The organism is Acinetobacter geminorum, from assembly GCF_013009345.1.
Classification (GTDB): Bacteria; Pseudomonadota; Gammaproteobacteria; order Pseudomonadales; family Moraxellaceae; genus Acinetobacter; species Acinetobacter geminorum.
In genome coordinates, this window is the sequence record NZ_JABELE010000003.1 from 207,930 (window position 1) to 221,025 (window position 13,096).

14 protein-coding genes and 1 tRNA gene are annotated in these 13,096 nt (G+C 38.7%); 9 read left to right on the forward strand and 6 right to left on the reverse strand.

The features are described 5' to 3' along the window. Nucleotides 1-55 precede the first annotated feature (55 nt). Both HJG58_RS04310 and ycaC read right to left on the reverse strand, forming a co-directional pair. A complete protein-coding gene (locus tag HJG58_RS04310) occupies nt 56-1,030 on the reverse strand; it encodes a LysR substrate-binding domain-containing protein (protein ID WP_005066903.1) in 975 nt (324 codons plus the stop codon). Nucleotides 1,031-1,050: 20 nt separating this feature from the next. Next, entirely contained in the window at nt 1,051-1,677 is a 627-nt protein-coding gene (gene ycaC / locus HJG58_RS04315) for an isochorismate family cysteine hydrolase YcaC (protein WP_002052204.1), read from the reverse strand. A gap of 277 nt (nt 1,678-1,954) precedes the next feature. Between ycaC and HJG58_RS04320 the strand changes: the two genes are divergently transcribed. The 4 genes from HJG58_RS04320 (at nt 1,955) to HJG58_RS04335 (ending at nt 5,828) form a co-directional block, all read left to right on the forward strand. Beyond that, nucleotides 1,955-2,827, forward strand: a complete 873-nt coding sequence (locus HJG58_RS04320; protein ID WP_068564491.1) for a pirin family protein — start codon at nt 1,955-1,957, stop codon at nt 2,825-2,827. Nucleotides 2,828-3,266: 439 nt separating this feature from the next. After that, nucleotides 3,267-4,565 (forward strand): FAD-dependent oxidoreductase, encoded by a 1,299-nt coding sequence (locus HJG58_RS04325; protein ID WP_171545221.1) that lies wholly within the window; start codon nt 3,267-3,269, stop codon nt 4,563-4,565. Nucleotides 4,566-4,569: 4 nt separating this feature from the next. Continuing rightward, a complete protein-coding gene (locus HJG58_RS04330; protein WP_078224929.1) occupies nt 4,570-5,397 on the forward strand; it encodes an SAM-dependent methyltransferase in 828 nt (275 codons plus the stop codon). Between the two features lie 8 nt (nt 5,398-5,405). Next, nucleotides 5,406-5,828, forward strand: coding sequence for a GFA family protein (locus HJG58_RS04335; protein WP_004789959.1), 423 nt, complete (start codon nt 5,406-5,408; stop codon nt 5,826-5,828). 640 nt (nt 5,829-6,468) lie between these two features. Here HJG58_RS04335 and HJG58_RS04340 read toward each other — a convergent pair. Next, nucleotides 6,469-6,544 (reverse strand) — tRNA-Thr (locus HJG58_RS04340). 124 nt (nt 6,545-6,668) lie between these two features. Then, entirely contained in the window at nt 6,669-7,913 is a 1,245-nt protein-coding gene (gene sxtP / locus HJG58_RS04345; RefSeq protein ID WP_170248038.1) for a multidrug efflux MFS transporter SxtP, read from the reverse strand. Nucleotides 7,914-8,050: 137 nt separating this feature from the next. Here sxtP and sxtR point away from each other — a divergent pair, with 137 nt between their 5' ends. Then, the gene (sxtR, locus tag HJG58_RS04350) at nt 8,051-8,962 is read left to right on the forward strand and encodes a multidrug efflux pump transcriptional activator SxtR (RefSeq protein ID WP_170248039.1); all 912 of its coding nucleotides are present in this window, start codon (nt 8,051-8,053) and stop codon (nt 8,960-8,962) included. Between the two features lie 6 nt (nt 8,963-8,968). Here sxtR and HJG58_RS04355 read toward each other — a convergent pair whose 3' ends face one another. Further along, nucleotides 8,969-9,856 (reverse strand): DMT family transporter, encoded by an 888-nt coding sequence (locus HJG58_RS04355; protein WP_170248040.1) that lies wholly within the window; start codon nt 9,854-9,856, stop codon nt 8,969-8,971. A 228-nt stretch (nt 9,857-10,084) separates the two neighbouring features. On the opposite strand from HJG58_RS04355, the gene HJG58_RS04360 reads away from it, so the two are divergent. From HJG58_RS04360 to HJG58_RS04375, 4 genes are all read left to right on the forward strand, one after another. Next, nucleotides 10,085-10,828: a hypothetical protein gene (locus HJG58_RS04360; protein WP_170248041.1), complete on the forward strand. Its 744-nt coding sequence runs from the start codon at nt 10,085-10,087 to the stop codon at nt 10,826-10,828. Nucleotides 10,829-10,874: 46 nt separating this feature from the next. Continuing rightward, entirely contained in the window at nt 10,875-11,072 is a 198-nt protein-coding gene (locus HJG58_RS04365; RefSeq protein WP_170248042.1) for a hypothetical protein, read from the forward strand. 41 nt (nt 11,073-11,113) lie between these two features. Further along, nucleotides 11,114-11,533 carry a hypothetical protein gene (locus HJG58_RS04370; protein WP_170248043.1) on the forward strand — a complete coding sequence of 140 codons (420 nt, stop codon included), beginning with the start codon at nt 11,114-11,116 and terminating at the stop codon, nt 11,531-11,533. A gap of 82 nt (nt 11,534-11,615) precedes the next feature. Next, entirely contained in the window at nt 11,616-12,008 is a 393-nt protein-coding gene (locus HJG58_RS04375) for a hypothetical protein (protein WP_000789146.1), read from the forward strand. A 46-nt stretch (nt 12,009-12,054) separates the two neighbouring features. Here HJG58_RS04375 and HJG58_RS04380 read toward each other — a convergent pair whose 3' ends face one another. Further along, on the reverse strand, nt 12,055-13,056 hold the full coding sequence (locus tag HJG58_RS04380) for an aldo/keto reductase (protein ID WP_170248044.1): 1,002 nt from the start codon (nt 13,054-13,056) through the stop codon (nt 12,055-12,057). Nucleotides 13,057-13,096: the final 40 nt, after the last annotated feature.

Sequence of the window (13,096 nt, forward strand, 5' to 3'; positions counted from 1 at the left end):
GTATGTGATGTTTCACAAAAAACCGGTCATGCCCATTCATGACCGGTTTTTTATTTTAAGTCGATAGATAGCCATCACGACTTTCAGGCAAACGCCTGAGTTCATCAATCAGCGTTTCAATGAGTTTTTCAACCACCAGACGCTGACCTTTTCTTGAAACATATACCAATTGCAGCGTACCAATATTCGACTTCCAGTCAGGAAGAATATGAATAAGCGTACCTTTACGAATTTCAGATTCGACGGTTAAAAAAGGAAGGTCGGCAATGCCTAAACCATCCATCACGGCATAATACACACCAGCCAAATCATTACTTTTTATTCGTGGTTGATAAGGTACATCAACCGATTCGCCGTTACGAATATTGCATAAATGCCAAATAGGATTTTGCTTTTGAGTACCTAAGCTAATACTCGGAAAGTCCTGTAATTCAGAATAATGTTCAATGATGCGACCTTGAAGTAATTCAGGCGAAGCCACCAGACAATGATCGGTTTTAATCACATCACGAACAATTAAATTCGAATCTTCATTGGGTTCAAAATTGGTACGAATCGCGAGGTCGATGTCATCATGCAAGATATCTACTCGACGGCTGGTTAGCTCGAGTGCGATTTCAACTTTGGGGTAGGTTTTTAAAAACTGATTTAAAATTTTTCTAATTTGAAAATGCATCATTAAAGGTGGGCAACTTACTTTTACCAGACCTTGAGGCTCACTTTTTTGCTTTAATAACACGTTTTCTGCACATTCAACTTGAGTAATAACTTTGCAGCATTCCTCATAAAACTCTTGGCCTAAATCGGTCACTTTAAAATGACGTGTTGTTCTTTGAATCAGGCTGACATTAAATTTATTTTCAAGGTCAATAATGCGTCGGCTGAGCTTAGATTTACTAATATTTTCAGCATCACTGGCCGCACTAAAGCCGCCGTGTTTTACGACCAAATAGAAATAATAAAAATCATCAAAAGAGCTTATCAATGTCCGATCAATCCATTTAAATTTAAGATTAGAGCGCTTAAGCACTCTAATCTTGGCAATAGAACTTATTTTTGTGAGGTATTAAAGCTATAGCTTGTCATCAGGTTGCGGTAATCAGGGATATGATTTGAGAACAACGCACCTAGACCTTCCACATCATTACGCCAGTCGCGGTGTAACTCACACGCCATACCAAACCACGTCATAAGCTGAGCACCTGCTTTTGACATACGGTCCCAAGCAGCATCACGTGTTAATTCATTGAAAGTACCAGAAGCATCGGTAATCACAAATACTTCAAAGCCTTCAGCGAGTGCAGATAAAGCTGGGAATGCCACACAAACCTCAGTCACTACCCCTGCAATAATCAGTTGTTTTTTACCTGTCGCTTTGACAGCTTTTACAAAGTCTTCATTGTCCCATGCATTGATTTGACCAGGACGTGGAATAAATGGTGCATCTGGGAAAAGTTCTTTTAATTCTGGAACTAAAGGACCATTTGGACCATTTTCAAAACTAGTGGTAAGAATAGTTGGTAAATTAAAATATTTAGCAGCATCTGCAAGTGCTAATACATTGTTTTTAAATTTATCTGGATCGATATCTCGAACTAAAGAAAGCAAACCTGCTTGGTGGTCAACTAAAAGAACCGCAGCATTATCCTTGTCTAAACGCACGTAATCTTGAGCCATTTTTTATGTCCTCATGTTATCAAAATAAATAATCAAAAATTATTGAGTAGGTCGTTATTGCCTAAAATTATGCTAGTTGAGTTTTATGTCGTGATTAAGTCTAAAAAATAGGATTAAGAATTTTAAAAATAGGACGATCTTAAAAAGAGCACATTAAATTCTTAGATTGTCTCATAGATGAAATAATGTGTTGCTAATCCTGATCTATAAACTGCAATTATTGAGGCGTAAAATCAATACCAGTTCAAGAAAATCCTACATATATAGGAGAGATCAGATGAAGAAATTTCTTGGTGCATATCAAAATAACCACATGCATTGGGTGGGTGATGGTTTCCCTGTATATAACCTATTCTCTTATGACCGTTTAGGCCAAACCTTAAGCCCATTTTTGCTACTCGATTATGCAGCGCCTTATACATTCTCGCCAACGACTGAACAGCAAGGCGTAGGTTCGCATCCTCATCGTGGCTTTGAAACTGTGACCATCGCCTACCAAGGTGAGGTGACCCATAAAGACTCAAGTGGCGGCGGCGGAACCATTAAAACTGGTGATGTACAGTGGATGACTGCGGGTGCAGGCGTGTTGCATGAAGAGTTCCATTCTCCTGAATTTGCAGAGCACGGTGGTCTTTTTGAAATGGTGCAATTGTGGGTAAATTTACCTGCTCATTCAAAAATGACGCCTGGAAAATACCAAGCGATTGAAGCGAAAGATATTCCAGACATTGCACTAGACGAAGAAGGCAGTCATTTGCGGGTTATTGCAGGTGAATATGCAGATGCAAAAGGTGCTGCAACTACATTTAGTCCATTAAATGTATGGGATGGTAAATTGGTTAAAGGCCAAAAACATACCCTCTATGTACCTGAAGGTCACACCACGCTTGTTGTGATATTAGATGGCGCGGTTGTGGTTAATGATGCAAATCGTCTTGAAGGTAAAACCGTTGCGATTTTGTCTCGTGAGGGCGTTGAGTTTAGCTTAAATGCTGAAGAAGACACTAAATTCTTGGTGTTGACTGGCCAACCACTCAATGAACCAATCGAAGGTTATGGTCCATTCGTCATGAATACCAAAGCCGAGATTATGGAAGCGATTAATGATTTTAATCGTGGAAAATTCGGTTCACTCATGCAAGAAGGTTAAATTGTTTAATTGTGCTTAATTGGCTATTAAAGCAAAGTAATAAAAAGCCCGCTATCAAGTGTGAATAGCGGGCTTTTTCGCTGTAAAGATTCTATTTTTATGATGGTTTTCATTATTCTCTCGGCATTGTTTTCTGTGATTTGCTTCTCATTATTATGGGCTAATGATATCTTAAAAAAAGATAGTTGTAAAACAAATGATATAAATATAGTTAAATTATCTTATTTTATTTAAAAGATTTTTTTTAAATTTTTAAAAAATATAGATTTTTATACACTCATCCTCTTTTGTAAAATTTTATGAAAAACTTTTGGGCGGATCTGTTAAATTTTTTCTATATAAATTGATGCAAAAAATAAAAATCTGGTAGTTTTTAATACGGTGTTTTTTTGGGGTATGAGTGATAATCAAAAAAATTCTCGAAAAATGGGACATCATTTTGAATATCGCAATTATTGGCAGTGGAATGGCAGGGCTTGCGGCAGCAAGAATTCTGAAAGATGCAGGGCATACGATCACGATATTTGAAGCACTTCCTGGCCGGGGAATGGATAGCCATAGCATTGAGTTCGATGGCGGAATTATTGATGCACCGCTACGTGTGATGAATCCTCACTTATGGAAAAATACACTCAGCCTTGCTGCTCATTTAGGTATTAAGACCTTCCCGGTTCGTACTTATATGTCATGTAGCTGGTTATTCGAAGATCGTACGGAAACATGGTTAACGACATCTCGTAGCCGTATTGGTAATTTCCCGATTATTAATAACCGTAAAGGCATTCAGCAATATGGCTGGCGTCTTGTGAAAGGGATGTTGCAATTAAAAACTGCGATTCACCAGTTTTTCAAATCTAAAAATCAAGATATTACCCTCGCTGAATTTATTAATCAGAACGATATTGAAGAAGTATTCTGGCACGGTGTGGTCATGCCAGTGCTCTATACAATCTGTACGTGTAATCCAAAAACAATTGGCGATTGGCCTGCAAAAAACTTACTTGAGTTTTTACGTCATTTAACTGATGGCGACATGTTATTGCGCATGAAAGGTGGCACACCTGCATTTGTAGATAGCTTGATTAAAGGCATCGATATCCATAGCGGATCGGCAATTAAGAAAGTTGAATTACAAGGCGAAAAAGTACTGGTTGAAAACAGCCAAGGTGAACAGAACTTATTTGATCGAGTCATTGTTGCAACGCCAACATCTAAAATCGATGAGTTTTTAAATCCTGAACAATTTGCAGAAGATATGAACCTGCTTAAGCAATTCCGCTTTGAGCAAGGTGATCTTGTCATTCATACCGATGCGACCGTCATGCCGCCACGCCGTAAAGACTGGTCAGTGCTGAGCTACATGATGGACCGTAAGTTTACGCGTCAGCAATTTACAGTTTGGATGAATGCGGTTGAACCAACACTCGTGGGTAAAAATCCTATATTCCAAACTTGGCGTCCAGTGGTTGATATTGACCCTAAAAAAGTTATTTCAAAAGTGACTTTAACGCGTGCGGTTGTAGACTCACAAACGGTTGCTTTAAACAAAGAATTGCAACAACGCCATTTAGACCCAAGCCGTAAAGTATTCTACTGTGGTTCATGGTCATGCGATGGCTTGCCAATTTTAGAGTCAGCAGTTACTTCTGCCATGCATATTGCTGAAATTTTAGGTGCACCTTTACCATTTGTAGGTTTAAAACCTAAGGTGGAAGTCGCCCCAGAACTCGGCTACTAAAATTGTGAAAACAAAAGTTCGAGCAGCTCTCTCTCGATTCATTCCCCATAAATATGCAATTGATGCATCAAGCTTAGGGGATGATGAAGAGCTTGCTTGGACAAATTTGGGTTTTTGGAAAAATACCCAAAACTACCGTGAAGCTTGTCGCCAATTGGCTGACCATTTGGCACAAGCTGTTAATTTAAATTCAAAAGATCATCTCTTAGATTTAGGCTGCGGACAGGGTGCAAGTTTGTTGCACTGGTTACAGCATTATCAGCCTAAAAGCCTCAGTGCAGTTGAATTGCAAACCCAATGTGTTCATAAAATTCAAAAGCTTATTCCCGAAATAAGCCAGATTTTTTGCGGTTCATTTTTAAATTTAAAACAATTTGAATTTAAACAATACTTCGATGTGGTGATGTGTATTGATGCCGCTTATCACAGTCATTTAAATTCATTTCTAGATTCCATCGCGCCAGTTTTGAATTCAAAAGGCCGATTAGGTTTTCACTACCTAATGCGTGCTGACTCATGTCAAAACATGACCGCTCTACAAGAACAAAAGCATCGTTATTTACTCAAAGCAGCAAATGTCGCTTGGGATGCTGTGCCAAATGAAAAAATGCTCAGAGCTACCTTGGAGCAGCAAGGTTTTGTCGATATTCAAATTGAAGATTTATCTCAGCAAGTATTACTCGGTTTTTCGCAATATATTCAAAATCAACAAGGACAAAAACAAAGCCGAGGATTGGCAAATTTTAAAATTCAAATGACTGCAAAGTTATGCCAAAAACTCTACCAAAATGGATATGTACGTTATATTCAAATCACAGCAATAAAAAAATAGGATGAGCTATGTCAGCCAAATATCAAGGATCGTGTTTATGTGGAGCTGTGAGCTACCAAAGTGAAGCAGAGCCACGTTATAGCTTTAATTGCCACTGTCGGGATTGCCAAAAGGCCACAGGTTCAGCATATGCACCAATCGCTTTTTTTCACCAGTCTGAATTAAAAGTGAATGGTGAGCTTAAATATTTTGAGACTTTGGGATCTTCTGGCCGACCTATTAAAAGAGCGTTTTGCCCGACGTGTGGTTCTCAGCTTTTTGGCTTACCTGAAATTGCGCCTGAAATGATTTCAATACGTGCAGGTACTTTGGATGACCCGAGTCTCTATCAGCCTAGAGCAGAGGTGTTTGTAAGCCAAGCCTATGCATGGGATACACTGAACCCAAACCTTAAACACTTTGAAAAAATGATAGAAAAGAGCAAGAAATAAGGCTTAATTAAAGAAGCCAAATATTGCCAAAGCACAGATTAAAGTAAGACTGCCAAGAGCTAAAAATAATATGGTTTTTCTAAATTTTAGCTGAGGCATTTTACTTACAATGAAAATAAGGCATGTAAGTATGGTCACTAAAGGTTGAAAAAGATTTGATGGCAAAGTAAACATCTCGTTCATTGTTGTTTTTAAATTTATTTTAGAAATAAAGTAATAAACTTATTATATCGTTTTCTTATTTAATTGACGAACAGAACTTGTTTATAAATTCATATTTTTATTTCAATGATAGTAAATCAAGTTTTAAATTTAAAAGAACCATGTACGCTTTTTCTTACATATATTCGGGAAATTGACCTCTTTTTATGACGTGATAAATTGCCTATGATGAACTCATCAGGAACAGGAAGTTCCGAAACGTAAAACAACAATAATAAGTTTAAGCATCAGGACGTGAGGTATTACAGGAAGTGTACCTAGTAACGAAATACGAAAAAAGCCCAACATCCTGTTGGGCTTTTTTCATTTCTTATTAACGAATTTCTTTGCCACCTAAGACAATAGAGTCACAAGGTAGATTGTAAAATCTACAGACAACAAAAAACCCCATAAATCAAATATTCATGAGGTTTAATGATGGTGCCGGCACACGGATTCGAACTGTGGACCTACTGATTACAAGTCAGTTGCTCTACCAACTGAGCTATGCCGGCGATGTGGAGTGAATTTTACAGTTTCTTAAAAAAATTACAAGCCAAAAAATGAGCATTTAAATTTTTTCATATCATTTTTAAATGCTCATAGGGGCTAGCCTGAAAAAGTTAGAGTTTTACTACATTAATGTGCTTTGGCATGTGAAGTATAAACCGCTAAAAATATTCCAAGTAATGACAGTACAACTGTTAAACCTACAATGGCACTCCAACCACCGTGCAACCAGAACCATCCGCCCGCCGAGCCGACAATACTTGAACCCATATAGTAAAAAAGTAAGTAGAGCGAACTAGCATGTGCTTTAGCTTGTTTGCTTTCAGCGCCCACAGAACTACTGGTAAGTGAGTGGGTAATAAAGAAACCTGTGGTAATAAATGCAATACCAATAATAATGCCGAAAAGCGAGCTGAGTAGGGTCATGAGGCTCCCTACAATCATTAAGGCAAAACCACCCATCATCATGGTTTTTTTACCAAAGCGATCCGCTAAGCTACCTGCCAACGATGAAGACACCATGCCAAAGCTATACGACAAGAAAATAAGGCTAATTTGTGTCTGACTGAGAGAATAAGGCGCGCCGCTTAAACGGAAAGTGGCATAGTTAAACAAAGTCACAAAAACACTAGTCAACAAGAAACCAATCGCAAATAGGCGTAATAATTTTGTATTGCTTAAATGAGCGCACCACATTTGCATGTGAAAGCCTAAATTCAGCCCTTTTTTCTGCACAAAATTACGCGATGCGGGAAGTAATTTTAAAAAGGCAATTGAGCAAACAAAACAGATTGCCCCAAGTAAGCCTAAGGCGGTGCGCCATGAAAAATATTCAACCAAAATACCCATGCCGACACGGCCCATCATGCCACCAAAAGCCGTACCTGCAATATATAAACCCATAGTTTTACCTAAGTGCTCAGGTGCGATTTCTTCGGCAATCCAAGCCATCGTCACTGCGGGTACACCACCAAGTAGTAAACCTTCTAAAGCGCGCACTATCAGTAAACTGTGCCAGTTCGGTGTGAACATAGAGACAATATTAAGAATTGCTGCACACAGCATTGACGTAAAGATTACACCACGACGGCCAAGGGCTTGTGAAAAGGCGCTTGATAGCACAATCGAAATTGCTAAAAAGGCAGTCGTTAATGACAGTGCCAAAGAGCTACTCGCAGGGCTAATCTGGAAGCTTTGGCTAAATGCGGGCAGGAGTGGTTGTACACAATAAATCAGTGAGAAACTGGCAAAACCTACGAGGAATAAAGCAAATCCTGCGTGTTTATAGGCTTTAGTCCCTTTGTGAATCCACTCACGGGAAAGAATAGAAGTTGCCTCAGTACTTAAGGTACTGGGTGTAGATGAAGAGTTCATATCATGACCATGACAGAAAAAGAGCAGTGCCTAAAGGCATGCTGCATCGAGAAAATTCGATAAATTAAAATTAGCAATTTGAGAGGTATTTTTCTAATATATTTAACAATGGATCATGATATGTTTTATATATAGCAATGGAACTCAGGCATATACGCTACTTTTTAGCGGTAGCAGAAGAAAAAAACTTTACCAAAGCTGCGCAACGTTTAAACATGAGCCAGCCGCCTTTAAGCATGCAAATACGAGACTTAGAAGAAGAGCTAGGTGCAGATTTATTTATTCGTTCGCCACATGGGGTGGAGCTGACCGAAGCAGGGCTTGCCTTTTTAAATGCGATTCAGCCTGTACAGCAGCGTGTAGAAGATGCAGCGAGCTTAGTTAAACAAGTAGCAAATGGCGAAGTGGGCCAATTGCGATTAGGCTTTACAGGCACTTCAATGTTGAACCCTTTAATTCCTAAATGCGTTCGTTATTTTCAGCAGCAATATCCGAAAGTGAATTTAAAACTTGAAGAAGCCAACACTTTACTGCTCATCGATTTATTACTTGAAGACCGCTTAGATGTCGCGATTATTCGTTCACCACGAAATATTCCAGATAGTTTAATTATTCAAGAATTATTAGCAGAGCCGCTCATTGCTGCTTTACCTTCAGAGTCTTTTAATCTGGACGATTCATCACAAGAAATTGATTTAACGGCACTACGAGAGCTTGATTTTATTGTCTCGCCACCATCCATTAGCGCAGGGCTTTTCGATGCGATTAAACAAGCCTGTCATGAGCGTGGTTTTGAACCGAAAATTGGACAAAATGCTCCGCAAATTGTGTCGATTTTATCGTTAGTGTCTGCAAATTTGGGGGTATCTTTGGTTCCCGAGTCGACCAAACAATTGCAAATACAGGGTGTGGCTTATCGCTCTTTGAAAGCGCCTGTTCCTACGGTGGGTTTAGGGCTTGCTTATAAGAAACATGCCCCTTCACAAATGGCGATTAACTTTGCCAGTGTGGTGCAAGTCGCTTGTCACCATGCAGAGGAATATCAATAAAATCGACTAGCTTGATTTCGGTGCTTTGTTCATCAATAAGATGCCTAAAATAATAAAAATCGCGCCATATAAAAATGATAAAGTCGGCTGTTCATGAATGAAAACCCAAGCCATGAGCGCTGCAAAAATGGGTTCTGAAAGCTCGGTCACTTGTACCTTTGCGGCACTCATGTAAGACAATGCTTTAGTGGTACAGAAAAAGCCGAGGATGGTTGGCAGAACAGCTAAACCAATCAAGCCTAAAACAATGTCACTATTAAAATTAATACTGTGAAAATTAATTAAAAACGGAACGGCAAGATAAACACTGCCAAATAACAATAAATACTTGGTAAGAAACAGCCCGCCGTTTAATTTGAATTTTTTCACTAAAACCGAAAATAGGCCATAACCCGTACCGGCAATAGAAGCATTGATCAGCATTAAAAGGCTATTTTCACCTTTCCATGAAATAATACTAATCCCCGCAACCGCCAATAATGTTCCAATAAGTGAATGAATGTAGATGCTTTCTTTTAAAATGAACCGACCAAAAAATAGGGCAGAGATGGCAGCCGAAGCCATGAGTACCACTACCACATTCGCCGCAGCGCCGTGGTTGTAGGCAATGGTCTCGAAAAAGAATAAAGAGAAGATTCCTAGAAAAGCACATATGGCAATTTGAGTAAAAACGCTGAGTTTACTTGGCGTGCTGCTAATAAAAGCAATCTTTTGGCTCACAGGAACTTTACATAAAAACACACTTAAAAAGAAAAAGGCGATAATGGTTTTTAAAAAGGCAATGTCTTGTGGGTTTAAACCACTGTGCATGAGTAATTTGCTAATCACACCAATAGAGGCATTGAGTGCTGCTGCACAAAGTGCAAATAGGGTTCCAATAATTAAATTATTCACTCTTATAATTCTTCCTAAGTTTTACACATGCAGTCTACATTATTTTTTAGATGAATATTCAATTAAAATAAGCAGTTAAGGTTTAATATTTTCGATGGGTTATTCTGTATGGATTTAACCAGTTTTATAAAAACATAAACTCTTCTAAGAGACTTTTGTTTCAGGGAATTGTGATTTATGGAGCTTACTCATATTATATAATTAGTTAATTATTAAAGAATTTTAAAAATGATTAAATCGATTATTTCAGGTTGCGCGGTTCTCACACTTTCGGCTTTGGCGGTCACGCATGCAGAATTTTCTTTTGAACAAGAATTACAACAAAGCTGTAATAAAGTGAAGCAATACGCGAGCTTAGGTAAGAAATTCTACGACCAAAAACAATATAAAAAAGCGCTCGAAAATTTCCAAAACCAAGCCTCTTGGACTGCTTTTTGTAAAGCCAATGCAGACGAAACCACAGTTAAATTTACCGACCGAGATATTGAAGTTGCCAACAATAATGTGGGATTAGCCTATGCCAAATTGGGTCAACCACTCTGGGCGAGAGCATGGTTTATGCTTGATGAAAAATCAAAATCTAGCCAGTTTAATCTTAAACAGTTACCTGTACCTAAAACCTCAAATGATTTGTCTGGTGAATATGTGCGTTATTCAGGTTTTGGTGAGTGGGATCACATCACGGTAAGTCGTAAGCAGGGCCAATATGCAATTAGCTATGCCGGTTTATATATGGGACTTAGAAGCTTGATCTATGGCCCAAATATGGGTGAGTTTGACACCAAAATGCCGAGCAATAAAAAGCAAACGGTTTATAAAAATGAAGACTGCCGCATTCAACTCGATTTTAAATCTAACGCAAAATTAGGTAACTATATTCAGGTCAAACAAAGCGAAGGCGAGTCGGGTTGTGGCTTTGGACATAACGTCTATGCAGATGGAACGTATTTAAAAGTTGAGTCTGGAAAATAGTAAATTTCTTACTGTTCTTTTCTAAGATTTAAAAAAGGAAACTTGAATGTTAAGTTCGGCAAATATTGGCCATGGCATTATGATGGGCTTTGTAATGCTTGCTAGTATCTTGATAATTATAATTGCTGTAATTATTGGGCTATACGGTAAAAAACGTAAAAACAAGTCTGAGACAGAAAACATAACTTTTATCATTCTATTATGTATTGGTGTAGTTGGTCTGATTTATGGTTATGTTGGATAGTAGTAATTGAATGATGAGATATAGTAGATAAGAGAGAAAACATGGGTATTGAATACTTTATTTTTTCAATGGATGATTCTGCAACTAAAGAGGAAATATTAGATATTTTTAGTCCTTATTGGACAGAAATAGATGACAATTATTACTTCCTAGACTATGGCGTAGAGGTATATGAAGGCAGGATGGCTGGCGTACACTGTCATTTTTCCATAACTTTCGGTAAGGATAACTCAAGTGTAGAAGGCTTAACTATTTTCAGGCCATGCGGATCAGAAAAAATGGAGAGAGCAGTTTTTAAACTCATTAGTGATTTCCCCATGTTTGTTACCTATCCGAGTGATCCATTGGTTGTAGTAACCGCAAGTCCGAAATGTGTTGAGTTACTAAGAGAAAAGTACCCTGATTTCCTAGCAAAAGATGTAACAGTAGTCACTTCTTATGAAGAATATATAAAAACCTAAGAATCCCATTTGCCTGCTCTCTAAGATAGGGATGGATAAAGCTAACTAACAATTTGATTAAAAAATTTATAGGAACTAAATAATGAAAAATATATTTGCACCTTTACTGCTTGTTTCTACGGTTATTTTTTCTGCTCACATTTATGCAGAGCCGACTAGTACCTGTAAGGAAGTGAAATTCCAAAAGGCTGATCAGGCTTGGAGTGGACACTATTATTTACATGGTGTAATGGAAGTCGGTTCAGAGCTTTTACTTCAGCCAGACGGTAAGTTTCAATGGATGCTCGCTGTAGGTGCTTTAGACCAATATGCAGAAGGCACATGGTGGAAAAATGGAGACTGTATTGGCTTAAAACCAGAGGCTAAATTTAAAAAGGATTTAAGTATTTTCCCTGAAAGCCTAACGATTTCGGATAAATCCTTAGATGCGATCTGGGAAGGTGGACGCCAGCAAGGCACATATAGCAAAGACTAAACTAAAAAAGTCCGACACTGAGTCGGACTTTTTTATGGCTTGTATTTTAGTGGTTCACCGCAGCAAGTTGCTGAGCGTTATAGCGTGCGCCCATGTTTGGGTATCTCGCAATAATCGCTTGAATTTCTGCCAAGTCTGCCGCTGTTAAATGAAGGTCTACAGCACCCGCATTTTCTACAAGTCGCTCGATTTTACGCGTACCCGGAATTGGAATAATGTCGTCACCTTGCGCCAAAATCCAAGCCAAAGCCAGTTGAGCCGCTGTCGCATTTTTGCTTTGAGCAAACTCGCTAAATGCTTGCGCCAAGCTTTGGTTATTTTTCCAGTTATCGCCCTGATAACGTGGTAACTGGCGACGGAAATCATTTTCTTCTAAGTTATTTAGATCAAGCGTATTGGTAATTAAACCGCGTGATAACGGTGAATACGGCACAAGGCTAATACCTAATTCGCGAATGGTTTGAAAGTGAGTATCTTCCAGTTCACGGGTAAGCAATGAATATTCATGTTGAACCGCTGCAATCGGGTGAATCGCATGTGCTTTACGAATGGTTTCAGCCGACGCTTCACTGAGTCCTAGGTAACGAACTTTACCTTGCTTGACCAAGTCCGCCATTGCGCCAATGGTATCTTCAACCGGAACATTCGGGTCTATACGGTGCGCATAATACAAATCAATCACGTCTGTATTTAAGCGTCTTAAGCTGTTTTCGACCGCAACTTTAATCCACTCAGGTGAGCCGTCGATATAAGACTCTAAAGAGTTTTTCGGGTTGAGGTTATCTTCTTTATAGCGAAAGCCAAATTTGGTCGCCAAGAATACTTTGTCGCGATGTTTTTCTAAAACTTTTGAGAGCAAAACTTCGTTTGCGCCGTTGCCGTACATGTCGGCGGTGTCCCAAAAGTTAATGCCGAGGTCTAATGCCTTTTCTAGGGTTGCAATGCTTTGTGTGTCGTCTGAGGCCCCATAGGCAAAGCTCATTCCCATGCAACCTAAACCAAGTGCTGATACTTTTTCGCCTGTTTGTCCTAAAGTTCTATATTTCATTTTTCACACTCTTTTTTGCAAAATCACTTGAGTAGAAAAA

What these genes read in the sequence shown, in the direction of transcription:
- HJG58_RS04375 (WP_000789146.1), top strand. Translation starts at nt 11,616, where the DNA reads ATGAAAAATATATTTGCACCTTTACTGCTTGTTTCTACGGTTATTTTT.
- HJG58_RS04335 (WP_004789959.1), top strand. Translation starts at nt 5,406, where the DNA reads ATGTCAGCCAAATATCAAGGATCGTGTTTATGTGGAGCTGTGAGCTAC.
- ycaC (WP_002052204.1), bottom strand. Translation starts at nt 1,677, where the DNA reads ATGGCTCAAGATTACGTGCGTTTAGACAAGGATAATGCTGCGGTTCTT.
- HJG58_RS04365 (WP_170248042.1), top strand. Translation starts at nt 10,875, where the DNA reads ATGTTAAGTTCGGCAAATATTGGCCATGGCATTATGATGGGCTTTGTA.
- HJG58_RS04360 (WP_170248041.1), top strand. Translation starts at nt 10,085, where the DNA reads ATGATTAAATCGATTATTTCAGGTTGCGCGGTTCTCACACTTTCGGCT.
- sxtR (WP_170248039.1), top strand. Translation starts at nt 8,051, where the DNA reads ATGGAACTCAGGCATATACGCTACTTTTTAGCGGTAGCAGAAGAAAAA.
- HJG58_RS04320 (WP_068564491.1), top strand. Translation starts at nt 1,955, where the DNA reads ATGAAGAAATTTCTTGGTGCATATCAAAATAACCACATGCATTGGGTG.
- HJG58_RS04380 (WP_170248044.1), bottom strand. Translation starts at nt 13,056, where the DNA reads ATGAAATATAGAACTTTAGGACAAACAGGCGAAAAAGTATCAGCACTT.
- sxtP (WP_170248038.1), bottom strand. Translation starts at nt 7,913, where the DNA reads ATGAACTCTTCATCTACACCCAGTACCTTAAGTACTGAGGCAACTTCT.
- HJG58_RS04370 (WP_170248043.1), top strand. Translation starts at nt 11,114, where the DNA reads ATGGGTATTGAATACTTTATTTTTTCAATGGATGATTCTGCAACTAAA.